Origin of the sequence: Pseudoalteromonas sp. NZS71, assembly GCF_015864715.1 — a bacterium.
In the GTDB taxonomy this organism is placed as follows: Bacteria; Pseudomonadota; Gammaproteobacteria; order Enterobacterales; family Alteromonadaceae; genus Pseudoalteromonas; species Pseudoalteromonas arctica.
The window spans coordinates 1-24,703 of record NZ_JADYWS010000042.1; the positions used below are offsets into that span (position 1 = coordinate 1).

Below are 24,703 nucleotides of genomic sequence, written 5' to 3' on the forward strand. Positions count from 1 at the left end.
CAGTAGTGAAACGAAACAGCGCCGATGATAGTGTAGCATTTGCTATGTGAAAGTAGGACATTACCAGGCTTCAAATTGTAGAAAGCCCGGATCTAACGATTCGGGCTTTTTTACGTCTGCAGAAAAGTGAAATGCGCGCAATTAACACACACTCACATCAACACACATCACGTAGGGCGGGCGAGCGTAGCGACTCCCGACGCTGATATACTGCGTAGCGTACCGATTTTATATTGTAGAGCGTCCGAATCTAATGATTCGGGCTTTTTTACGTCTGCAAAAAAGTGATTCAGGGATTCCTCTAGAGCGAAGGACTTCTTAGTAAATAATTTATATCAATCAGCAATAATATCTAATCAATTTGAGGGATTAAATCTGACGCTAACTGCGTTAAAAACCTCATATATGAAACAACTGAATAACGAATTCTTGCCCTTCTTTTATCGACTCCGCTTAGTTATTGCTCTAATCTCAATTTATGATCTGTTCAATTATGTAGTTTATAAAATGTGACAGAGCTCGTTTAGATAAAAATAGAATAATAAGGGTTTAATAATGAGTGAAATTGATAATCACCCACATGGTATTTTTTGTTGGTCAGAACTTTGTACCCATAATTGGAAAGATGGTAAGACGTTTTATACCTCATTATTTGATTGGGGGTATGACGATCAACCTATTGGGGAGGACATATATTACACTATGCTACAAAAGCAAGGTGGTGATATAGCCGCTATGTATGAAATGCCTAAAGAGCAAATTAGTGAAGGGATCCCAAGTCATTGGTTGGCTTACATTGCCGTCGATAATGTTGATGATTGTGCGCTAAAAGCTAAAGAACTAGGTGCTGAAGTTATTGCCGGTCCTCATGATGTTATGAATGCAGGACGAATGTTGATGCTAAAAGATCCTGTAGGTGCCACTGTTGCACTATGGCAAGGAAATGAGCATAAAGGTTGTAAGCACTTAGGTGAATTAAACACTCCTTATTGGCATGAGTTAGCAACCAGAAATAGTAAAGTAAGTAGAGACTTTTACTGTGCTTTACTAGGCTGGGAAAGTGAAATAAAGCCAATGGACGGTATGGATTACACTTTATTTTTAGTCGGTGGACAGCCAATTGCCGGTATGCTTGAGATGACAAGCGACTGGCCTGAAGATATTCCTGCTCATTGGATGATTTACTTTGCAGTAGAGAGCTGCGATACAGCAGTAAATAAAGCCGCTAGCTTAGGTGGACAAGTATGTGTTCCTGCAACAGATATCCCCGATGTTGGTCGTTTTAGTGTTATATGCGACCCTCAAGGTGCTGTATTTTCGGTGATCGAATCTGTTATAGATGACGTTTAAACAGTTACATTAGCTTTAGCGTTAATTTACTCGCTAGTTTGTTATAATACTCGCCAATTAAATCGTCAGAAAGTGCAGAGAACGCAATGGAATTTGAACAAGATAGCAATTTAACCCTTCCTTTATTTCTATTAGATGAATCATTAAGTGATAGAGATTTAGAGCAGCCTGATTTTGAAATATCAATTGGACTTGATGATGAGTTACTTGCTCAAATTTGCCAAAATCCAAGTGAAGATAGCAGTGTAGCTATTACCGTTAGCGGTTATGAGTTGCTTATAACTGATTCTCTGTATTTAAGTATATTAGAGCAAGAGCATGATGCGCAGATAACATTAACGCATGGGCCTCTTTTAAGTATTGTTTTGAATACTGAAGGTCAGAAAACATTCGTTTCTCCTCAAATGGATATGATGCCCACCTTCGATTTAGGTGACGAGGACGAATGAAAAAAATAATAATAAGTACATTTGTATTAATTATCCTTAGTGGTTGTGCTTACTTAGGTAATGCACATTACGATGATTTATTTGGACCAGAGCAAGCGCAAGAGCGTATCGTTCCACATTCTACTCTTGCTGGAGCTGATTTTTTACAAAACGTAAAACCAGTGCTCGATACCCGCTGCGTCGTTTGCCATGGTTGTTACGATGCACCTTGCCAGCTTAAGCTCTCATCCCCTGAAGGTATTGACCGAGGTTTGAGTAAAGAGCTTGTTTACGATGGAACTCGTTTATTGGCAACGACCCCAAGCCGTTTATTATTTGATGCAACCAATACACAGCAATGGCGAGAAAAAAACTTTACGCCAGTGCTAAATGAGCGCGTACAAAGTGAAGAAGCAAACTTAGCGGGAAGTGTTTTATTTAATAGTTTAGTGTTAAAGCAAAGCTATGAATTACCAACTAATGAAGTGCTAGATGATGAATTTGATTTTTCATTAGGGCGTTCGCAAACCTGTGCAACAATGGGGGAGTTTGACCGATTAGCTGACGAGCAACCTCATGGCGGTATGCCTTATGGTTTACCTGGGGTTTCGCGCGAAGAGTTTAATCATTTACAGAACTGGCTTAAAAATGGCGGTAAAATGTCACATATTGAGCCACCAAGTAAGTATGATCAGAATAAAATAAAGGGCTGGGAAGCATTTTTAAATCAAGATAACTTAAAGTATCAGTTATCAGCACGTTATATTTATGAACATTGGTTTTTAGCACATATTTATTTTACGTCAGAGAACCCACAAAGCTTTTTTAAACTAGTTCGCTCAAGTACGCCTCCTGGTGAGGAAATAAAGTTAATTAATACGCGTCGTCCATACGATGACCCTAAAGTTAGCCGTGTTTATTATCGTTTTATGCAAGAGCGTACAACCATACTTTCTAAAACGCATTTACCACTTGAGCTTAATGAAGCTAAATTACTGCGTTTGTACGAGCAGTTTATTGCGCCAGATTATACAGTTACGCAAATGCCGAGTTATGAGCCTAAGTCAGCATCTAACCCATTTAAAACTTTTGAAGTTATTCCTATTAATTCTAAATATCAATTTATGCTTGATGAAGCCGAGTTAATTATTATGGGCTTTATAAAAGGGCCTGTTTGTCGTGGTCAGATTGCTTTAAATGTTATAAATGATCACTTTTGGGTGGCATTTGCTGATCCTGATAAGGTTGCGACTCCTGCTGTAGGGGAAATGCTAATGCAACATGAAGAAGCGCTAGAACTTCCTGCTGCAGAGGAAAGTAATGCGTTACCTATTTCTAGCTGGGTTAAATATTCAGTTCGTGAGAAAAAATATTTACAGGCAAAAGTTGAGCTTGCTAACGAAATGTTTAAAGGTGGCGAGCATCTTACAACTGACTTGCTTTGGAAAGGTGATGGGCATAATAAAAATGCTGCGCTGACTATTTTCCGCCATTTTGATAGTGCAACTGTTGTTAAAGGTTTTATTGGTCAAGAGCCTAAAACCACGTGGATACTTGATTATGCGTTATTTGAACGTATTCATTATTTGCTTGTGGCAGGCTTTGATGTATACGGAAATATAGGCCATCAATTGGTTACACGTTTATATATGGATTTTTTACGTTTAGAGGGAGAGCAAAACTTTTTAGCTCTATTACCTGAGCACAAGCGTAATCAAATCAAAAAGCAGTGGTATCGTAATTCACCACCTGACTTATCTAAGTTCTTTAAAAGTAACCGAGAATTTAGCCAACCCAGTGGTATTAACTATGAAACTGATGATCCACAGCATGAACTATATACCTTGATGAAAGAAGCCTTAGCGCCAGTTTTAAGTGAAAAATACAACTACACTGAAGTGCCAAAGCCGTTAAATGTAATAAGTGAAATGCCAGCAAAAGCGGTTAACTTATTACCTCAGCTTTCTTTTATACTTGTAAAGCAAGAAGATAATAGCCATAAGGGCTACACTATTATTCATCATAATGCGCATTACAATATATCTAGTTTATTAAACGAAGATGGCCAACGTGCTTATGATGAAGATACCGCGACTATTGTTCCTGGGTTTATCGGAGATTATCCAGCAGCTATTTGGTATTTAAATAACGAGCAGCAAGTAAATGCTTTTGCCGAGCAATTGCCTATCATGCAAATAGAAGCTGATTATGGTGCATTGAAATCTAAGTTTGGTATTCGACGTACTCATCCACAGTTTTGGCAATACAGCGATATATTGCACGATACTGCTAAAAAATATCGTGGGATAGAATATGGAATGTTCGACTATAACCGTTTAGAAAATAGATAGTTAAATAGTTTTATTTTATTAGCCCAACTTTTTAGTTGGGCTTTTTTATTTAATAATCATTATTTAAGCTGCTTATTAGTTCTAAAAAATTGAGCTACACTTAAAACAAAAACAAGGCTTAGTATGTTTAAAGTTGTCGCGAATATCCGTACTCGTTACCGATGGGCATTAATAGCAATAGCACTATTAATAAGCACATCAGCATCACTTATGCAGTATTATTTTTCGGTGCAAAAATACGACGCAAAAATAATAAATATGGCTGGTAAGCAGAGAATGCTTTCTCAAAAAATAGCTTGGCATAGTAATGAGTTATTATTATCGGCAACAAATATTTCTGAGCATACTAAAGCGTTAAAAGCGTCAGTTGTATCATTCAAAAAAACTCATAATTACTTACTTTCAAAAAATGGTAATGGAGAGTATCAATACCTTACACCTAAGCTTATTAAGCTGTATACGTTAGCTCCTCATAAACTAGATTCCCAAGTTGCAACATATATCCAGCAAGCGGAAAATTTGCTTTATCAACAAGGCCAAGTAGATAAGCGTATATTCTCTGTAACTGAGGTTGAAGAGCTATTAAAGCAACTAGATCATGCAGTGAATTTATTTGAAGAGCAAGCTGTCCAAAAATTGAACTGGGTATCTAACCTTGAATTATTATTTTGGCTTATGGCGATGTTTTTACTACTTGTAGAGTTAAGATTTGTATTTATGCCAATGGAAAAAGAAATAGGTAACGCATTGTCTAAATACCAAAAACAAAAAGAGTTCGCTCAACAAGTGAGTCAAAATAAAGAGCATTTTATTGCCAGAGCAAGTCACGAATTTAGAACTCCTTTACAGGGTCTTATTACGTCTATTGAGGAGTTAAAGGTTTCTGATACGCAGCAAAGCGTTAAAACCCAAGCTAATTACTGCGCACTTAGGTTAATAGCCATATTAGATGAACTGCAAGACTTGCAAGCTTTAAGTACAGGTAAGTGGGTACCGCAATTTAAAAATGAAAACCTTCTAGAGTCGTGTAATAAAGTACTAATGGCTTACGAGCATGCTTGTCAGCAAAAAGGCCTAAAACTAGTTAGTTGTTTAGATGAATCATTAAATTGTGTATGTAAATTGGATCATCAACGTTTGCAGCATACGCTTACAGAATTAATCAGTAACGCTATAAAGTTTACGACAGAAGGTGAAATTACTGTCTCTGCAAAGCTTTTTAATAATGAACTTTGTGTAACTGTAAGTGATACTGGTTGTGGTTTTTCGAAAGAGATTACTGATCTTGAATTTGACTCATTTAAACAAACAAACCATTTTCAAGGATTAAGAACAGGTCTCACTCGGGTTCAGTATGTTGTAAAGGCGTTGCACGGTGAAATTACCTTCAAAAATAATGAAGCCCATGGGGCGCTGGTATCTTTGCACTTACCAATAATTGCCAGTAAAGCTCTTCCAAACCCTCGTAAAATAAATGACAAACTAAAGTGTTTAGTCGTTGAAGATAATCCATTAAATACTATATTACTGACCCGCATACTTAGCTTATTAGGTTTAAGCTATGATTGCGCTGAAAACGGCAAAGTCGCGTGCGATATGGTGAGTGAAAATCAATACGATATTGTTTTTATGGACTTAAATATGCCAGTAATGGATGGGTTTGAGGCGATTAAAAAAATACGCTCTGATCTTAATAAAGTAATGCCAATTATTGTTATAACAGCAAATACTTCACAAAATGATATAGAGCGAGCTTATAAATATGGGGCTAACCTTCATATTCATAAACCAATAAGTCAGCAAGCAATTAAAGACGCATTAAATAGTATTAGCGTTGCTAGGGCGTGTTGATCTTTGGTAGTTGAATTTGCAGCAGACTGTTTGGTTTTTAGGCAAGGCAGAGCCTATGTAGTGTGGTTATTCCCCATAAATATGCGATAACGCAGCATAAATACCAAACATGCGCTGCCCATTGGGTTCTTTTTAGGGACGATTAACTCTTTGTTACTCGGTTTTGACTTATTCTTACATGGATGTAAGCCATTAGAATAACGCAGGAGCAGTAATCGAGCCCACTAGGTTACAAACCCCGCGCCGCGATTTAATCGCCCCTAGATTGAACAAATTTCAATCCACAAAGATCAATACGCCCTAGTGAAATAAATTAATTTTGCAGATAACAAGCTTGCTAAGCACTTTTAATATGCGTTAACTTGCTGTTTTAAGGTTTATTAGGAAAAGTTAGTGCAGTCAATTACGCTTGAGCAATTTAATGGTTACTTACAAGGACAAGGCAAAAGTCGTTACGACATATGCAACCTAGATTGGCAAGTGAATCTAGGAGAACATTGGCTGCTTCTAGGTGCTAATGGAGCCGGTAAATCTGCACTGACAGCTGCGTTAGTTGGTGAAGCTAAGTGCGAAAGTGGTAAGCGTATAAGTAGTATTAATAAACTTATGCTCGTGTCTTCAGATTCGCATAAACAGTTACTGGCCCAAGAATTAGAGCATGAAAAGCATAGCCTCGTTAAAGACCTTATATTTGCAGAGCATAGTAATAATGGTGAGTTATTAGCGCAGCTAATAGAATTATTTAAATTTAGCTCATTACTAAATAGGCATTTTAGAGAACTTTCAACGGGTGAAACTCGTAAACTCCTACTTATAAAAGCACTCAGCTCCCATAGTGAGTTAGTCGTGCTTGACGAGCCATTTGATGGACTCGACGTACAATCTTGCCAGCAACTTAATAAAATACTCATAGAGCTTAGCCAAACTATTACTTTTGTTTTTGTACTAAACCGCCTAGACGAAATCCCTTCATTCATTACTCACTATGGCTATGTAAACCAAGGTTGCTTGTTACATACTTTGGCAAAGCCAGACAGTGAGCAATTAAGTGACTTACTAAAACTACTTCATTTAGAGCATACTTCATTGGATGTGCCATCTCCTGACGCCGAGCAAGAGCAAAAGACATTCACTGGTAATACCTTAGTTAAATTGAGTAATGCTAAAGTTAGTTATAGTGACGTAAGCATATTCAAAAATCTCAATTGGACTATAAAAAAGCATCAGCATTGGCAGCTTACTGGAGCGAACGGTTCAGGTAAAACATGCCTATTAAATTTAATAACAGGTGATAACCCACAGTGTTATAACAATGACATTGGAGTGTTCGGTTTTAAACGCGGAACCGGGGAGAGTATTTGGGATATAAAACAGCATATTGGTTTTATATCTAACGCGCTACATATGGATTATCGCGTAAGTATATCGGCTTTAAATACTGTTATTTCAGGATTTTACGACAGCATAGGTTTATATCAAAAGCCGAGCGACGCACAAATTAATATTGCTAAGCAGTGGCTGGCATTTATTGGTTTAAGTGACAAACAAAACACCTCATTTACTCAGCTGTCGTACGGCGATCAACGTATGTTATTAATTGTGCGGGCTATGGTAAAGCATCCAACGCTACTTATTTTAGATGAGCCTTGCTTAGGCTTAGATGAAGCAAACAGGCAACGTGTACTGCTACTAATAGAGAAAATTTGTGCTGCTAATACAAGTACTGTGATTTATGTAAATCATCATGCGGCAGACAAAATTGAAGGAATAGAGAATTACTTAAAAATGGAAGACTTTAATTAAAAACTCAGAGAAAGGTTGAGCGAAAATTCACTCAACCCATTTTTATTTTAAAGACGAGTAACGCTAAAGCCTTTATCTCGAAGTTGTTTAAGTAACCCGTGTTTTTCAGGTAAATGCAGAGCGCCTACGGCAATAAATAGTTGCTCGTTTGCTAAACGCGGTGTGAGTTGTTTAACCCAATTATTATTGCGGTTAGTTAGCATTACTTGCTCGCTAATTTCACCGTAATTACTGTCATCAAAACTCATGTTGTAGTAATCGGTTAGTGTATCCATATCCCCGTTTTTCCAGGCATTAACTAATTTGATAAAGTAAGTATTAATATCGCTGAGTTGCTCAAAGGTTTCTTCAATCATTTCATTGCTTAATAGCGCCATACCATCAAACATTTGTAGTTGTTGTTCTAGGGTTTCAAGCTCGCCAATTTTAATATTATGCTCTTTAGCATAACTAAGCACTTGCTTGTCTATGCCGGTTTTATCTGAATAACCTGCATTTTGAAATTCAATTTGCATCATAGTCACCATAACAGCCCAAGGCTTTAAGCCATTAAACATAGCAATATCAATCGACTTTTTAGCAAAGTAATCTTTTAGCTTGGTATAATTTTGCTTTGAAAGCTCAGTTTGCAGTGTTTTACCGTCACTTAGCATCATAAATGGCATTGAACGCTGCTGCATTTCAAGTGGAGTAAGTTTGCTTATATCAACTTCAACAATCACTTCTTTGCTTGCACTAATTGCATCGGTTACATTTTTAGGTAAGCCTTTCATGCTGGCATCACCAACGTGTACAGTGCCAAATAAGTAAGAGCTGACGCCATTTTTTTCTATCTTGTATATGGCAGGAGCAGCATAGCTGTTAAGGCTAAATGTTATAAGTAATGCCACAATAAAAAAGTGGCTAACACGGGTAAGAGCATTCATGGTTTGTCCTTAAAATCTCGAAGGTTAGTAGTGTAAATACTAACCTAAATTTACTTCAGAGGTAACGTTAATATAAACGTTAACGTATTGCTTTCGGTATTACTGGCCGTAATAGTAAAGCCATTTAAGTTACATAAGCTCTGTACAATTGATAATCCTAAACCATGGCGCTGGTTATTAGTTCTAGATGAATCTAGCTGATAGAGCGGGTCAAAAATAGCAGTGAGCTGTTCACTACTTAGTGGTTTATTTACTTTGTTACTAACAGAGATGGTCATGTTTGTGCTGTTATTTACGGCAGTTAATTTAATTGGTGCCTCAGGGAGTCCATAAAATAGTGCGTTATCGATTAAGTTACATAAAATGGTATTTAAACTAAATTCGTCAGCATTAAGTGTAAACTCGTCAGTTATCTCATTATTTAAACGCGCTTTAATAGTTGGGTGCTTAAAGGTCAGCTCATCAACAATTTGATTTACTAGGTTATTTAGAATGATATTTTGTGCATTTAATTGCATTGCACTGCTACTTGAGCGCTGCAACAGTAATAGGTTGCTAACAATCGTTTTCATACGCTGTGAAATATTAAGCACATCACTGGTATAGGTGTCGCTAATTCGTTTATCGTCAGGGTAGCGAATAGCCACCTCTGAGAGGCTTATGAGTTCAGCTATTGGGGTTTTAAGCTCGTGTGCAATGTCGCTTGTTAGGCGTTTTTCATTACTATAGAGTTGCTGATTAACGGTAATAAACTTATTTAGCTCGTTACGTATAGGTTCTATTTCTTCTACTTTAAAGTCGCTTTCTATTGTTTGCGCAACACCGGTAATATCGAGTAACTTAATTTGGTCGTTTAAGTTGTGTAGCGGGTGCAGACCTTTATTTACAATACGTGTCACTAAATAGCGCACACCAAACACACCAAGTACACAGGTTAAAATAAAGACCACATCAATAATAATCAGTACTTTATTAAGTTCGGAGGTGGGCGCTGCGATTGCAAGAGTCATGGTATTAAAAACAGCAGAGTGAGTGGGATTTCTATCATCTTTTTGGGCTACAAAGTGACTTATAAGTGCGCGACCATCACGCCCGTTAGGAAGCTCGTAATCTATAATTTTAGATTCGTTTATCGGCATTTCTAAAAAAGGCAGGTTAGCATTTTCATAAAGCGCTAATGAGTCCGAGCGTTCAAACACATCACGGCCATGCCATAATTGGTAAAACTCCGTGGCATCTGCAGCTTCATACTCCGACATAAACTCACCAGCAAAATCAAATTCAACCACGTTGTTGTCATCTTCAACTAAGGTTTTTAAGTAGTTAGCTTTGTTAGTTAAAGACTGATTAAACTGATCTTCCACCCAAGTATCAACACTTAGATCAACGGTTAAAAATATGGTGAATAAAATAACAGAGATCACAGCGCTAATATTATTAACGAGTTTACGTTTTATTGAGTGACTTTTATTTTGTTGTTGCGACATAACCAAATCCACGTTTGTTTTTTATCGGGAGCTCGCCATCAAACTGTCTTACTTTTTTACGTATGGTTGAGATGTGTGCTTCAAGCGCATTTTTAGAGAGCATATCAAACTGACCTACCACCGCTTCACTTATAAGCTCAAGCCCTAATACTCGCTCTGGGGCGTTAAATAAGCATTCTATTATTTTGTATTCATTGCGAGTGAGCTCAATGGCATGTTGCTTGTAGTGAAGAGTTTTAAGTGACAGATCTAATACGCAATCACCTACGGTAAGGGTATTTTGTTGGTTTTGCAGTGAACCACGACGAAGTAATGCAAGGACACGAGCATGGAGTTCTTCAAACGAAAATGGCTTAGTTAAATAATCATCAGCGCCTTTCATAAGGCCGCTAATTTTATCTTGAGGCTCACTTCGTGCCGATAAAATTAGCACACGGCTTTGGCTATTACTGCTGCGCAGTGCTTGTAAAATACTCATGCCATCAACGCTCGGTAGCATTAAATCAAGTACTAGGAGGTCGTAGTTTCCACTGAGTGCCATACTCAACCCTTCTGAGCCATCACCAGTTTCATCTACGGTAAAACCAAGGTTGCTAAGGCCAACTTGCAAGCTGCGTCTTAGTGCTTCAGAGTCTTCAATAACGAGGATTTTCATGTTTACTCGGTTTATAAAAATAGCCTTGTTACTTTAACAAGGCTTTATTATCAAGTCACTTGGTTAATGATACCAACCATTTGTATAAGCTAGATTACCTAAGTTCGCGTGGGCTAGGGCTTTTTTAACTAGTTGCTCATCGTTTTCACATGGTACAAGCTGGTTATTGCTATACGTATAGGTGGTTGCTGGTTTTTGTGGTTGTAACACCACCACTTTATTATCGTGCATGTAGGCAAAGTTTTTGTCGTATTGCATCATTGCGCGTTGTTTGTTGTCGCTAATTGGCTTTGATAAATCATGACCTATCATAGGGTGCTTACCACTTGCGCCAATTAAAGACAGTAGAGTAACAGGAATATCGAGCTGGCTGGCTAGTTGGCTATCTCGTTTATGGGTAATACCTTTACCAAAAATAACGGCCGGAATTTTAAAGTGATCAACCGGTACTAAATTTGAACCCGATACGCGCGAGTCGTGATCGGCAATAACTATAAATACAGTATCATCCCAGTAGCTCGATTTTTTAGCTTTTTCGATAAAGGTGCCTAGTGCGTAATCGGCATACTTGGCAGCATTATTACGGGTTTGTTTTTGTTTATCGTACAGCGTTATTTTATCGTCAGGAAAGTCATACGGGCTATGATTAGAGCTTGAAAATATAAGGCTAAAAAAGGGTTTGTTTTGATTTTTAAGCTTAGTAAGTTCTATATCGGCTTGGTCGTACAAGTCTTCGTCTGATGCGCCCCACGAGCCATTAAAGTCTATTTTTTTAAAGTTATTTGTATCTACGATACTTTTAAAACCGTTGCCTAAAAAGAAGCTGCGCATGTTATCAAAATGGCTTTCGCCACCATAAATGAACTGCGTGTTGTAATTTTGCTTCGCTAAAAAATCAGCAATGGTAAAAAAGTCACGTTGTGATTTATCAAGCTTAACAACTGCACGCGAAGGCGTTGGTGTAAACCCTGTAATTACTGCCTCAATTCCACGTACTGAACGTGTACCCGTGGCGTATAAATTATCAAACCCCCAGCCTTGTTTATAAAGGGCGTCTATATTAGGTGTAAGCGGTAAACCGCCAAGCGTGCCTACATAACGAGCACCTAAACTTTCTTGTAAAATAATGACTAAATTTTTGGGTTTACCTGTATTACTTGCGCCATGAAACGTTTTTGTAGGGGCGGTTACATCACTAAATGTGCCTTGCGTATTTTGCATGTTACTACGCACAATACTAAGTAATTCATCGGTGGGCATTTTACCGTAATAGTCTTGGCTCGATTGCTCATTAGAAAGTTGCTTAACTGCAAACGCGACGCTATAAAGTGAGTTAAGGGTTAAGTCGTTAAGTAAGTGATCAGTAGAGAACGAGACCATGGCGGGGTTAAGTGGTCTGTGTCCTAATGAGTTGCGGGCGCCAAAAATAGTTAAGCATACTAAAACAAGCGCTAAAATTGATTGATTTAAACCTGTTAGTGATGACTTGCTTTGCCATTGATTGCTAAATATTTTACTTGCAAATTTACAGCTTAAAATAAGTGCTATAACAGCAATAAATACTTCTAACTTATAGCCTGAAAAAATCATTTTTGAGACTTCTTTAGGGTAAATTAAATATTCTATAAATAAGCGGTTAGGGCGCAAGTCGTACTCGTTTATAAACGTAGGCGTAATCACTTCAAAAAAAACGAGTAAAGCAGACATCCCCACTAAGTAAATTTTTATTAGGCCGCGTACTTTATTTTGCCAACCTACGCTTTGCATCAGTAAGGTAAGTAGTAATGCGGGCATAATAATGTAGCTTAGAGTGGCTATATCAACTCTTAAACCACCTATAAATATAGATAACCACGCATGAGATCCAAATACACGTTCGCCTTGCCATACACTTAAACCAAAGCGAGCAAGTGTTAACAAGCTAAGTGCCAAAACAGCAAATACAACAAAAATCCATACAGGGCCAAGTGCATTTTGTACCTTAGGTATTACTTTAAATATTAGCCTCGTTATTTTAGCTATAAAAGTTAGCTTTATGCCCATAACACAGCCCACCAAATAAGTGCGGCAATTAACATAGCTATAAACACACTGGCAGAGGCTATATCTTTAGCGAGACCCGAAAGCTCATGGTATTCACTGCCAATCCTATCAACCACAACCTCAACTGCCGTATTTACAAGTTCAGCAAACAATACAAACAGCAGGCTGGCACTAAGTAATAATTTATCGCTTAGTGCAATTTCTTGTAGCCATACAAACACACCAAGTAACGAAAACAGTGCTAACTCTTGTTGAAACGCCGCTTCAAATCGACTCATCCATTTTAAGCCGTTAAAAGAATGGCTTAAGGTAAAAATAAGGCGCATTAAGCCTTGGCGTTTTATAACGGTTTTATTACTCATAGTTTTATTTCGCTTGGTGTTGTTTGGCAGCTAGCAAGTAAATCGAGCGATGCCTGATACGTTTTGCTTTTAATGCCAATTAAATTTAAAAGAGTGTGAAAAATATTGTCGTGTGAGCGTGCAGCAGTGGTGTCTAAATTAGCTAAACAGGTATTGGTAATGCGCTGATTATGCTCATCAGCCCACATATAAAGAGGAACATGCGTTTGTGTGCTAGGTGCAAAGCTATACGGAAAACCATGTAAATAAGCACCGGCTTCGCCAAGTGATTCACCATGGTCAGAGACATATAAAAACTGCTTATCTATGTTGTTTGGCAGTGTTTTTAATTGCTCAATTACTTGGGCGTTAACAAAGTCGCTGTACGCAATTGTGTTGTCGTAGGTATTAACTAATTCATCGAGTGAGCAGTTTTGAATGTCGCTTCTGTCGCACGTGGGCGTAAATTGCTTAAATTTATCTGGGTAGCGTTTAAAGTAGGTTGGTCCGTGTGAGCCCATCATATGTAGGACGATAACGGTGTTAGCTTGGCTTAAATTAGCGAGTTTGCGTTTAAGTGGAGCAATAAGCACTTCATCAAAACAATATTTTCCATCGCAAAGCGCTGATGGGGTGGTTGGTATATCAATATTAACAACACGGGTGCATACGTTTTTACAGCCGCTGTTGTTATCAACCCACAGTACGTCGCTGCCAGCTTGTTGTGCTAAATCAATCAGGTTTTGTTGGTTGTCGGCTGCTAATCGATCAAAGTTATCTTGTGTTTGCAGTGAAAACATACACGGCACAGACACTGCAGTAGCGGTTCCACAAGACGCCACATTATTAAAATACGTCACATTATACTTTTGTGTATAAGGATTGGTGTTACGCTTATAACCTTGATAAGCAAAGTTTTCTGCTCGTGCGGTTTCGCCAACAACCATAACTGTTACGCTGGTGGTATTGGGTGCAATGAGGGTGGGTGTTGCATCTATATTTTTAAATTCCATATTGGTATACAGCAGCTGATCGCGCATGTATTTATAACCGCTAGAGAGATACTGAAATGGGATGAGTTCTTTTTTCAAAATACGGTTATTACGGCCAGTAGCTGCGTAGTCGGCGTAAAAGTTTACGACCACTAAAGCAATTAATGAGCAGCACGCTACAATAAGTTTTATACGACTAATCGCTTCTTGATGAGGGCGAGTAAAGTGTATTTTTACTTTGCTTAATATAAAAACAGGTAACGCACAAAACAACAGTAAAAAGGCTATGAGCTGCGGGTTTAAATAGCTCAGCGCTTCGCTTGAATCTGTTTCGAACGTGTTTTGAATCATTGAATAGTCAAACACGATGCCGTAATTTAATGAGCCGTAAAGCACGGCGCTCGAAATTATCAGTAAAAGGTAATTAAGTGGCTTTAGTAACCACCTAACCGACACTATCGAAAAGAAAATAATTAAAAGGCATAGCAAAAGTAGTGGCACTGAAAGTAAAAATAGCCACGAAAAGGAAGCCAATGAGGTGATGGCGCTAAACGAACCTTGAATAAAAGGAATGTTTATAACTAAACAGTAATAGCAGGCAATCATCACTACAAAGGCGTTTGCACTACAGTGAATGTAAAACCGTTTACTACGATTTGGCTTTTTTTGTGCTGATGTTTGGCTAATTACGTTCATATTTAGGCTCGTTTTAAATAACAACGCCATGCTATGCCATAATACTTAAGAGCTGCTTAAGGGAACCTACGCATTACCTGAAGGTGATAAATAATTTTATTTATAAAAATATTCTCAAAAATTAATCAAACCTTAAATAAGGGATATAAGAATAGTGAATTTCTGAGAATAAAATTAGAGCATAAAAAAACCACTACCAGCTTATATAATGAATTTTAAAACCTGATAAATTGCCTTTTAGTCTTTTTGTTAGATTAACTTTGGTGTTGACTTAAAGGGCCTAGCGCGGTACTAATATAAAAAGAGAGCGAAGGAATAACCTTCGCGATAATCGAACAAAATTTGGTATTAATTACATGCTTACAAACGCACTTAACCTAGTCCTGATTATTATCGTGGTGATTATTCCCGCGAGGGCTTCGTAGTGCTTTAAAAACTTAAGCATTAAAAAAGCCCTCCGCACTTAACCGTTCGGAGGGCTTTTTAGTTTTAAGGGTAAAGTTTTTAGCGTAAAAATGTAATTGGGTTGTCACTGAGGAATGAGGGTTTATTAATGACAGGCGCAGAACTAACAATCGACTTATTGGCCAAACACGGCGTAAATGAAGTATTTGGCTACCCAGGCGGAGCTATTATGCCAATTTACGATGCGCTGTATGGCGCGCCAGTCAAACACTACCTTACTCGCCATGAGCAAGGTGCAGGGTTTGCAGCTGTTGGTTATGCTCGCAGCACGCGTAAATTAGGTGTGTGTTTTGCAACATCGGGCCCAGGTGCAACTAACTTAATAACTGCCCTTGCTGATGCGATGATGGACTCAGTACCATTATTGGCGATCACCGGCCAAGTGCCTACTGCAGCTATTGGTTCAGATGCGTTTCAAGAAATAGATGTACTAGGTATGTCGCTTTCGTGTACTAAGCACAGCTACATGGTAGAACGAGCGGAAGACTTAGCAGAGATACTACAAGAAGCAATTCATTTAGCGCAAAGCGGCCGACCAGGTCCTGTACTTGTCGATATCCCAAAAGATATTCAAATGGCGCAAGTCCCTTTTAAGCCTTGGCTTGCAGCTGATGAATACTTACCTGAGTTAGATTTAAAGCAAGTTGCTATTGCTAATCAATTGTTGAGTGAGGCTAAACAGCCTGTAGCGTACGTAGGCGGTGGTGTACAAGCCGCTGATGCGCAAGACGAGTTAATGCAGTTTTTAAATAAAACGCAGATGCCTGCTGTATCAACACTAAAAGCATTAGGCAGTGTGTTACCTGACTACGAGCATTACTTAGGCATGCTAGGTATGCATGGTGGTCAAGCCGCTAATATTGCCGTGCAAGAATGTGATGTACTTGTGTGTATAGGTGCGCGCTTTGATGACCGCGTAACGGGTAACTTAGCTAAATTTGCAGCTAAAGCTAAAGTAATCCATTTAGATATCGATGCTGCTGAAGTTGGTAAGCGAAAACCTGCTAAAGCTTCATTAATTGCTGATTTAAAAACGTCGTTACCCGCACTTGAGTGCTTTGTAACACCTAAAGCGTGGTGTGACACAAATAAAGAAATGAATATTAAACACGCGTGGCGTTACGACTACCCAGGTGAGAAGGTCTACGCACCGTACTTATTAAACCAACTGAGCCAACGCATGCCAAAAACTGGCGTTGTGTGCTGCGATGTAGGTCAGCATCAAATGTGGGTAGCACAACACATGAAGTTTACTCACCCGAGTAATCATTTAAGCAGTGGTGGCGCAGGCACGATGGGCTTTGGTTTACCGGCTGCTATTGGCGCACAAGTAGCACGCCCTGATGACTTTGTTATCACTGTATCGGGCGATGGCTCAATAATGATGAATATTCAAGAATTGGCCACGATTCGCCGTAATAATTTACCTGTAAAAATATTAATTTTAGATAACCAGCGGTTGGGTATGGTTCGCCAATGGCAGGAACTGTTTTTTGAAGGACGTTACTCTGAAACTAACCTGTCGGATAACCCAGACTTTGTGCAACTAGCTGCTGTATTTGGTATTCCAGGGCAAACAATTACCCACGCTAACCAAGTTGATGATGCTATTACAGCATTAGTTAACAGCAAAGGCCCGTACATAGTACATGCTTGTATTGATGATAAAGAAAATGTTTGGCCACTTGTACCACCTGGGGCTGCTAACGACGAAATGATGACGGAGAAAGCAAAATGAAACACAGCCTAACTATTGCATTAAAAAGCCAAAGTATAGCGGTAGAACGCTTTTTACGAGTGGTGCGTCATCGTGGTTTTAACCTAACGCATTTTCAGCTCAATATGGATGATGGCTTATACAACGTAGCCATGACGGTAGATAGTGATAAACCTATTCACCTATTAACCAGCCAGCTAAACAAGCTGGTGGATGTAAAAGAAGTCACTTTACAAAATTTACAGCATCAACAGGCTGTGTAATTACGAATTAAAAAATAATTTACGAGTAACTGAGTCACTCGGTTATTCACCAATTTTAGAATGAGGAATGCCCGCTTATATTGCGGCAAAAACTGAGGTAACTATGGCTAAATTAAGAAGTGCAACAACAACTGAAGGACGTAAACGTGCAGGCGCAAGAGCATTATGGCGCGCAACTGGTATGACAGACTCTGATTTTGGTAAACCGATTATTGCCGTAGTTAACTCGTTTACACAATTTGTACCAGGGCATGTACACCTTAATCAGCTTAGTGAGCTTATGGGTGAGACGATAACCCAAGCGGGTGGAGTTCCTAAAGAATTTAATACCATTGCTATTGATGATGGCATTGCGATGGGACACGGCGGTATGCTTTATTCGCTGCCTTCACGCGATTTAATTGCTGACTCGGTTGAATACATGGTAAATGGTCACTGCGCCGATGCGATGATCTGTATTTCAAACTGCGACAAAATCACCCCAGGGATGATGCTTGCAGCGCTACGTTTAAACATACCGGTAATATTTGTATCGGGCGGCCCAATGGAAGCGGGTAAAACTAAACTTGCTAACATCGACATTAAACTTGATTTAGTTGATGCCATGGTTAAAGGCGCAGATGAGTCGGTAAGTGATGCAGATTCAGAGCAAGTAGAGCGCTCTGCGTGTCCTACATGTGGTTCGTGTTCAGGCATGTTTACTGCAAACTCAATGAACTGTTTGTTAGAGGCAATAGGCTTAGCACTTCCGGGTAACGGTACCACGCTTGCCACTCATAAAGACCGTAAACAACTGTATGTTGAAGCAGGGGCTCGTATTGTTGATTTATGTCGTGAGTATTATCAAAAAGATAATCAAGATGTATTACCACGTGCTATTGCTAACAAAACAGCCTTTATGAATGCAATGGTTGTTGATATTGCAATGGGCGGCTCGTCAAATACCGTATTACATTTACTCGCTGCAGCGCAAGAAGCGGGCGTTGATTTTGATATGTCGCATATTGATGCGCTTTCTCGTAAAACACCGTTTTTATGTAAAGTTGCACCAGCAACACCAGAGTACCATATTGAAGATGTCCACCGTGCAGGTGGCATGATGGCAGTCGTACGCGAGCTTGGTAAAGCGGGCTTAGTTGATATGTCAGTGAATCATGTCGCAGGGTCAACAATGGCTGAGCTTGTTAAAAAATGGGATGCAACTGACCCAACTAACGAAGTAGCGCGCAAATTTTACCGTGCGGGTCCTGCGGGCATTCGAACTACTAAAGCAATGAGCCAAGAGTGTCGTTGGGATGAAGGCGATAATGACCGCGTGAATGGGTGTATTCGAAGCGTTGAACATGCTTTTCGCCAAGACGGTGGTTTAGCTGTGCTTTCAGGTAATCTAGCCGTTGATGGTTGTGTTGTAAAAAGTGCTGGCGTAGTTGACGAAATGCTACATTTTGAAGGCACCGCCATTGTATACGAATCACAAGATGATTCAGTAGAAGGGATTTTAAATAACGAAGTAAAAGCCGGCGATGTTGTTGTTATTCGTTATGAAGGACCAAAAGGCGGCCCAGGTATGCAAGAAATGCTATACCCAACAAGCTACTTAAAATCGAAAGGCTTAGCTGAAAAATGCGCACTTATTACTGATGGTCGCTTTTCGGGTGGTACTTCGGGTTTATCAATTGGACATGTATCGCCAGAAGCGGCGAGTGGTGGTGCAATTGCTTATGTTGAAAATGGCGACAAAATCATTATTGATATCGCAACACGTGAAATCACATTAGCGCTAAGCGATGAAGAACTTGAGGCACGTAAACAAAAGCAATTAGCACGCGGAAAAATGGCGTACAAGCCAGTTGATCGTGAGCGCTATGTCTCGTCTGCTTTAAAGGCTTATGCATTACTTGCAACAAGTGCCGATAAAGGCGCAGTGCGCGATTTAGCTAAATTGGAGGCGCTTAGTTAATTATGGTCTCTCAAGAGCTCGATTATTTTCGCGCTATTATTCAAGCAAACATGGAGCCTTTGGCTAAAGTTACTGAGGTTAGCGAAATGGCTGAACTCAGTAAAAAGTTAGGTAATCATGTTTGGTTAAAGCGTGAAGACCAACAGCCCGTGTATTCATTTAAATTACGCGGTGCGTATAACAAATTAAATAAATTACCTAAAGGCTCAGTGGTTATCACTGCTTCTGCGGGTAATCATGCTCAAGGGGTTGCATTAAGTGCATCTCACCTTGGGCATCAAGCAACTATTGTAATGCCAGTAACAACGCCTGAAATAAAAGTCAGCGCAGTGCGCGCACTTGGCGGTGAAGTTGTATTACATGGCCATCATTTTGATGCAGCAAAAGCCTATGCGCTTGAGCTAACAGAGCAACGTAACGGTATATTTGTCCCGCCATTTGACGATCCGGATGTCATTGTTGGTCAAGGCACTGTAGCACGCGAGTTAATGCAGCAATTAAACGAGCTTGATGCTGTGTTTATTCCTGTTGGCGGCGGCGGTTTACTTGCTGGTATGGCGGTTTATATTAAATCGCTGCGTCCAGATATAAAAGTAATTGGCGTAGAGGCCGACGAAAGTGCGTGTTTACAAGCAGCACTTGAAGCAGGTAAGCCAGTAGAGCTTGATCGCGTTGGTAGTTTTGCCGATGGCGTAGCGGTTAAAATTATTGGCACTGAAACATTTCGTTTAGCACAAAAGTTTTGCGATGAAGTTGTAACCGTTACTAGCGATGAAATATGTGCAGCCATGCAGGATATTTTTGTATCTACCCGTGCAATTGCAGAGCCTTCAGGTGCACTTGCAACTGCTGGGCTTAAAAAGTGGAGTCAGCAGTCGGGGTTAAAAGGACTACATTTAGCGGCTGTGCTTTCGGGTGCTAATTTAAACTTTGATCGCCTGCGTTATGTAGCAGAGCGCACTGCGCTGGGTGAAAAAAACGAAGCGCTATTAGCCGTTACTATTAAAGAAGAAAAAGGCAGTTTTAAACAGTTTTGTGCTTCTTTAGGTGGCCGTGCTATTACTGAGTTTAACTATCGGTATGCAGGACCTGGTGAAGCACAAATATTTGTGGGCATTGCACTTCGCCAAGGCGAGCAAGAGCTTAATGAGTTAAAGCAAGACTTAACAAATAACGATTATCAATTTTGCGATTTGTCGGATAACGAACTCGCTAAATTACATGTGCGTTATATGGTTGGCGGAAAAGCACCAGAGCAATTACATGAACGTTTATTGCGTTTTGAATTTCCTGAGTATCCGGGTGCGCTTGCACGCTTCTTAGATACTTTAGGCAGCAATTGGAACATTACCTTATTTCATTATCGTAATCACGGTGGTTCGATGGGGAATGTACTGGCAGGTTTTGCTATTGAGCCGAGTCAGTATGAAATGTTTAACGAGCATTTGAATCGCTTAGGTTACAGTGTACAAGATGAAACACAAAATCCGTGTTTTACCCAATTTTTAACATCAAAACCGCAAGCAGAAAAAGCCGAAAAACTCGCCTCAGTATAATTCTTCTTTAAAGGCAGGCACCTTACTCGGGTGCTTGCTTTATTACACGTTTTACATATAGTTACAGGTAATCGTCATACTTTTTGAGGGCACCTAGTTGCTATTTAAAGGATTAATCATTGGATTGTGCTTTTTTTGTAGCCATATCGCGGCGCAAGAATCTGTCACATTACAGCTAAAATGGACACATCAGTTTCAGTTTGCCGGTTATTATATGGCCAAGCAAAAAGGCTTTTATAATGAAGCGGGCCTTGATGTAACTATTAAACAAGCTAATCCAATGAAACCTGATACCTTTGGTCCTGTCGCCAGTGGCGAAGCACAATTTGGTGTAGGGCATTCTGGTATTTTACAGCAACGTATAAATGGCCAACCTCTTGTTGCTATGGCTGCCTTATTACAATTTTCACCTTACTGCTGGATGGTTAAAGACACGTCTGATATTTTTCATCCACGTGACTTTGTTAATAAACGTATCACTGCGGTGAGCAAAAATGATGGCACCGAGCTACTTATTATGCTTAAACGCAGTGGCGTTGATGTAGATAAACTCAAAGTTTACAATGGCGAAAATTTTAACCAGGCTTGGATTGAAAACAAGCTAGATGCTATGCAAGTTTATGTTACTACAGAGCCTTATTATATGACTCAACAAGGCGTAGCTCATCGGCTTGTTTGCCCACAGCGTTATGGTATGGATGTATATAGCGACATTTTATTTACCAGCGAAAACATGCTTAAGCAAAATCCGCAAACGGTCGAAAAATTCTACCAAGCGAGCCTAAAAGGTTGGCGCTATGCAATGATGAACATGGATGAAGCCATTGCAGTCACCCAGCAAAACTATGCACCGAGTAAGAGCTTTCATCAGCTCGCCTTTGAGGCTGAAGTACTAAAAAGTTATATAACCCCACCCACTACCAGTTTAGGGCATATGTCGATAGCAAAGTGGCGTTTAATTGCTGACTTATATGGCATACAGCAAAACGAATTTGACGAAGTGAAATCTCACTTTATTTATAAATACCAAGAGCCTGAAAAGATGCAATTATCATGGATGCTTATAGCAGCTATTTTGGTGAGTATTATTTCAATACCTTTGTATTTACGGCTGATTTTTAGCCAAAAATAACTGCTTAATGAGAGCTCACTGAGCTGATATAATTAATTGTCTTTTTATTTTTTAAGCTGTTATGACTTTAGCTGAGCAATTTTTTGCACTTGATTCACTTTTAATGCGCCATCGTCAGTATTGGCAGTGCACCGCATTTGATTTTGACACTATTCCTTGGCCAGAGCTGCAAGGCATACTTAACGAACTAACTGATGATCAGGTAACCGTTCTTGATAACGATCAAAATCAGCTATACCAATTTTTTAGCCAACACATAAAGCAACTTGATGAACTTGCTAAGCTATGTGATTTACCTAGCTCTGCACACTCTCGAGCTGATTATCCGTTTTGGATAAGTAACGGCATTAAAGGTCGTAAGTTTGATCAGTTACAAGATTTTGTATCTGCACTACCTACTACTAAGCAACCAGTTTTAGAGTGGTGTGCGGGTAAAGGACACTTAGGGCGAATGCTTGCTTTTAATGGCGCAAGTGATGTGCATAGTATTGAACTGCAACAAAGCTTATGCGAGCAAGGACAAAAAAGTGCACAGCAACAAGGCTTGGCAATGCACTTTAGCCAAGCAGATGTATTAAAAGACGATATCACTCAATTTTTTAATGCTGATATGCATGCCGTAGCGCTACACGCATGTGGTGGTTTGCACCAAGCATTTATGCGCCAAGCAAGTTTAGCGAAAGTACAGAAAATTAGCTTTTCACCTTGTTGCTATCATTTATTTACGGCTAATGAGTACCGTGTAATGAGTGAGGTTGCAAACCAAAGTGAGCTTAACCTAACGCATCGCGATTTAAAGCTCGCATTACAAGAAACTGTCACAGCGCCTTCTCGTCTGGAAAAAGTACGTAAAACAGAACTTGAATGGCGACTTGGTTTTGACGCACTTAGAAAATCAATTACTGGCGAGCAATATTATGTAAGCGTACCTTCGGTTAACAAAGCTATATTCTCAGATTCGTTTAAATCATTTTGTGCATGGGCTGCAGACAAAAAGGCAATAAACCTACCTCAAGATACTGATTATAATAAATATTTAGATGTTGGGGTTGCTCGAAAAAAAATAACTGACCGAGTTGAACTGGTTCGACATGTGTTCAGAAGAGCAATTGAAGTTTGGCTTGTGCTCGATCGTGCTTTATATTTGCAACAGCAAGGCTATCAAGTAAGCGTTAAAACGTTTTGTGAAAAGCAGTTAACGCCTCGTAATATTTTGATTCTTGCTAATATCCATTAAATTTCCGTCCTCGACTTAATAAGAGATGCAATGAGAAAGTTAAAAAATTTATTCGATAACAATAAACGTTGGGCTGCACGTACAAGCGAAGCTGATCCTGAGTTTTTTAAAATTTTATCTATGCAACAAAATCCAGAGTATTTATGGATTGGTTGTTCAGACTCTCGTGTACCTGCTAATCAAATAGTTGATTTATTACCAGGCGAATTATTTGTGCATCGTAACGTTGCAAACGTGGTTGTACACACTGACCATAACTGTTTGTCGGTTATGCAGTACGCTGTAGAGGTTTTAAAAGTAAAACATATCATGGTAGTAGGTCACTATGGCTGTGGTGGCGTACAAGCCGTTTTAAACAATGCAAAATTTGGCTTTATTGATAATTGGCTACGCCATGTAGGGGATGTAAAAGAAAAGCATCTTGAACAACTTGATGCAATGCCAGAAAGCGAACGTTTAAGCCGCCTTATTGAGCTAAATGTAATTGAGCAAGTACGTAATGTATGCCGTACTAACATTGTGCAAGATGCGTGGGAACGCGGCCAAGAGCTAAGCGTTCATGGTTGGGTTTATGGTTTAGAAAACGGCCATCTTCATGATTTAGAATCTGTAGTAACGTGCGCGAGTGAAGAAACGCAAAGCTACAAAAAAGCAGTGCAGCACGTACTTAATAAAGTGGGCGAAAATAAATAAATTTATGACTAAAACGGCGATATTAATAGGTGCTACAGGTTTGGTCGGTAATGAGTTGCTACATAAGCTACTTAATAGCGATCGTTATACCAAAGTGGTTACGTTAAGTCGTCGGGCTTTGCCTATTACACACGCAAAGCTAGTTAATCACGTTATTGATTTTGAAAAATTAACTCAATACGTTGAGCTTTTTAAAGGTGACGTATTGTTTTCGTGTTTGGGCACAACCCGTAAACGGGCGGGCTCTACACAAGCTCAGCGTAAAGTAGATTTTGATTATCAGTTTATAGCGGCGCAGTTAGCGGCATGTAATGGTGTTACGCATTACTGCTTAGTGTCATCAAGCGGGGCGAACACGCACAGTAACAGTGCTTATTTGAAAATGAAGGGTGAGCTTGAGCAACATATTAAAGCACTCCCTTTTGATAAAATAAGTATTTTACAACCCTCTTTATTATTAGGTGATCGTGAGCAATTTAGAGTGGCAGAAAAGATAGGCAGTATTATTTTTCCTGTTATTACACGACTTCCGTTTTTAAAGCGTTACAAACCAATAACTGGCGAGCAAGTTGCGCAAAAAATGCTGAGTGTGAGCTTAGAGGAACAGGCTAAGTTATTTTATTACGTACTTGATGAGCTATTTGAATAAACTTGGTAAAACGCAAAAGGCAGCCTAAGCTTAATGCCGATCAGTTAAGAAATATTTAACGATCCATTGACCGATCTTCTGGTTAGTTTATAAAGGCTTCTGAATTTA

19 protein-coding genes are annotated in these 24,703 nt (G+C 39.3%); 13 read left to right on the forward strand and 6 right to left on the reverse strand.

Annotation, left to right across the window (positions count from 1 at the left end; translation table 11 throughout):
• The first annotated feature begins 555 nt into the window (after positions 1-555).
• The 5 genes from I6E85_RS19475 (at position 556) to I6E85_RS19495 (ending at position 7,783) form a co-directional block, all read left to right on the forward strand.
• A complete protein-coding gene (locus I6E85_RS19475; protein ID WP_024591416.1) occupies positions 556-1,350 on the forward strand; it encodes a VOC family protein in 795 nt (264 codons plus the stop codon).
• Between the two features lie 86 nt (positions 1,351-1,436).
• A complete protein-coding gene (locus tag I6E85_RS19480; protein ID WP_024591417.1) occupies positions 1,437-1,799 on the forward strand; it encodes a hypothetical protein in 363 nt (120 codons plus the stop codon).
• Complete coding sequence (locus I6E85_RS19485; protein ID WP_197237263.1) at positions 1,796-4,129, forward strand: fatty acid cis/trans isomerase; 2,334 nt, start codon at positions 1,796-1,798, stop codon at positions 4,127-4,129. Before I6E85_RS19480 ends, I6E85_RS19485 begins: the two co-directional genes overlap by 4 nt.
• Before the next feature lie 123 nt (positions 4,130-4,252).
• On the forward strand, positions 4,253-5,980 hold the full coding sequence (locus tag I6E85_RS19490) for a response regulator (RefSeq protein ID WP_024591419.1): 1,728 nt from the start codon (positions 4,253-4,255) through the stop codon (positions 5,978-5,980).
• A gap of 393 nt (positions 5,981-6,373) precedes the next feature.
• On the forward strand, positions 6,374-7,783 hold the full coding sequence (locus I6E85_RS19495) for an ATP-binding cassette domain-containing protein (protein WP_024591420.1): 1,410 nt from the start codon (positions 6,374-6,376) through the stop codon (positions 7,781-7,783).
• A 47-nt stretch (positions 7,784-7,830) separates the two neighbouring features.
• Here I6E85_RS19495 and I6E85_RS19500 read toward each other — a convergent pair whose 3' ends face one another.
• The 6 genes from I6E85_RS19500 to I6E85_RS19525 form a co-directional block, all read right to left on the reverse strand.
• Positions 7,831-8,709: a TraB/GumN family protein gene (locus I6E85_RS19500; RefSeq protein ID WP_024591421.1), complete on the reverse strand. Its 879-nt coding sequence runs from the start codon at positions 8,707-8,709 to the stop codon at positions 7,831-7,833.
• Between the two features lie 50 nt (positions 8,710-8,759).
• On the reverse strand, positions 8,760-10,196 hold the full coding sequence (locus I6E85_RS19505; protein WP_024591422.1) for a HAMP domain-containing sensor histidine kinase: 1,437 nt from the start codon (positions 10,194-10,196) through the stop codon (positions 8,760-8,762).
• Entirely contained in the window at positions 10,177-10,851 is a 675-nt protein-coding gene (locus I6E85_RS19510; RefSeq protein WP_024591423.1) for a response regulator transcription factor, read from the reverse strand. The genes I6E85_RS19505 and I6E85_RS19510 overlap by 20 nt, the downstream gene beginning before the upstream one ends.
• Positions 10,852-10,914: 63 nt before the next feature.
• Entirely contained in the window at positions 10,915-12,894 is a 1,980-nt protein-coding gene (locus I6E85_RS19515; RefSeq protein WP_101164488.1) for an LTA synthase family protein, read from the reverse strand.
• The gene (locus I6E85_RS19520; protein WP_024591426.1) at positions 12,885-13,256 is read right to left on the reverse strand and encodes a diacylglycerol kinase; all 372 of its coding nucleotides are present in this window, start codon (positions 13,254-13,256) and stop codon (positions 12,885-12,887) included. The genes I6E85_RS19515 and I6E85_RS19520 overlap by 10 nt, the downstream gene beginning before the upstream one ends.
• Complete coding sequence (locus I6E85_RS19525; RefSeq protein ID WP_024591427.1) at positions 13,253-14,923, reverse strand: phosphoethanolamine transferase; 1,671 nt, start codon at positions 14,921-14,923, stop codon at positions 13,253-13,255. The genes I6E85_RS19520 and I6E85_RS19525 overlap by 4 nt, the downstream gene beginning before the upstream one ends.
• Before the next feature lie 553 nt (positions 14,924-15,476).
• On the opposite strand from I6E85_RS19525, the gene ilvG reads away from it, so the two are divergent.
• The 8 genes from ilvG to I6E85_RS19565 all read left to right on the forward strand — a co-directional run bounded on the left by ilvG (position 15,477) and on the right by I6E85_RS19565 (position 24,595).
• Positions 15,477-17,126 carry an acetolactate synthase 2 catalytic subunit gene (gene ilvG / locus I6E85_RS19530; protein WP_007582116.1) on the forward strand — a complete coding sequence of 550 codons (1,650 nt, stop codon included), beginning with the start codon at positions 15,477-15,479 and terminating at the stop codon, positions 17,124-17,126.
• Positions 17,123-17,368, forward strand: a complete 246-nt coding sequence (ilvM, locus tag I6E85_RS19535; RefSeq protein WP_010553831.1) for an acetolactate synthase 2 small subunit — start codon at positions 17,123-17,125, stop codon at positions 17,366-17,368. Before ilvG ends, ilvM begins: the two co-directional genes overlap by 4 nt.
• 103 nt (positions 17,369-17,471) lie before the next feature.
• Complete coding sequence (gene ilvD / locus I6E85_RS19540) at positions 17,472-19,328, forward strand: dihydroxy-acid dehydratase (RefSeq protein WP_024591428.1); 1,857 nt, start codon at positions 17,472-17,474, stop codon at positions 19,326-19,328.
• A gap of 2 nt (positions 19,329-19,330) precedes the next feature.
• Positions 19,331-20,884 carry a threonine ammonia-lyase, biosynthetic gene (ilvA, locus tag I6E85_RS19545; protein WP_007582109.1) on the forward strand — a complete coding sequence of 518 codons (1,554 nt, stop codon included), beginning with the start codon at positions 19,331-19,333 and terminating at the stop codon, positions 20,882-20,884.
• A gap of 97 nt (positions 20,885-20,981) precedes the next feature.
• A complete protein-coding gene (locus I6E85_RS19550; protein WP_024591429.1) occupies positions 20,982-22,016 on the forward strand; it encodes an ABC transporter substrate-binding protein in 1,035 nt (344 codons plus the stop codon).
• Positions 22,017-22,077: 61 nt separating this feature from the next.
• Entirely contained in the window at positions 22,078-23,253 is a 1,176-nt protein-coding gene (locus tag I6E85_RS19555) for a methyltransferase (RefSeq protein WP_024591430.1), read from the forward strand.
• 30 nt (positions 23,254-23,283) lie between these two features.
• A complete protein-coding gene (can, locus tag I6E85_RS19560; protein WP_007582103.1) occupies positions 23,284-23,946 on the forward strand; it encodes a carbonate dehydratase in 663 nt (220 codons plus the stop codon).
• Positions 23,947-23,950: 4 nt separating this feature from the next.
• Complete coding sequence (locus I6E85_RS19565) at positions 23,951-24,595, forward strand: NAD(P)H-binding protein (protein WP_024591431.1); 645 nt, start codon at positions 23,951-23,953, stop codon at positions 24,593-24,595.
• Positions 24,596-24,703: the final 108 nt, after the last annotated feature.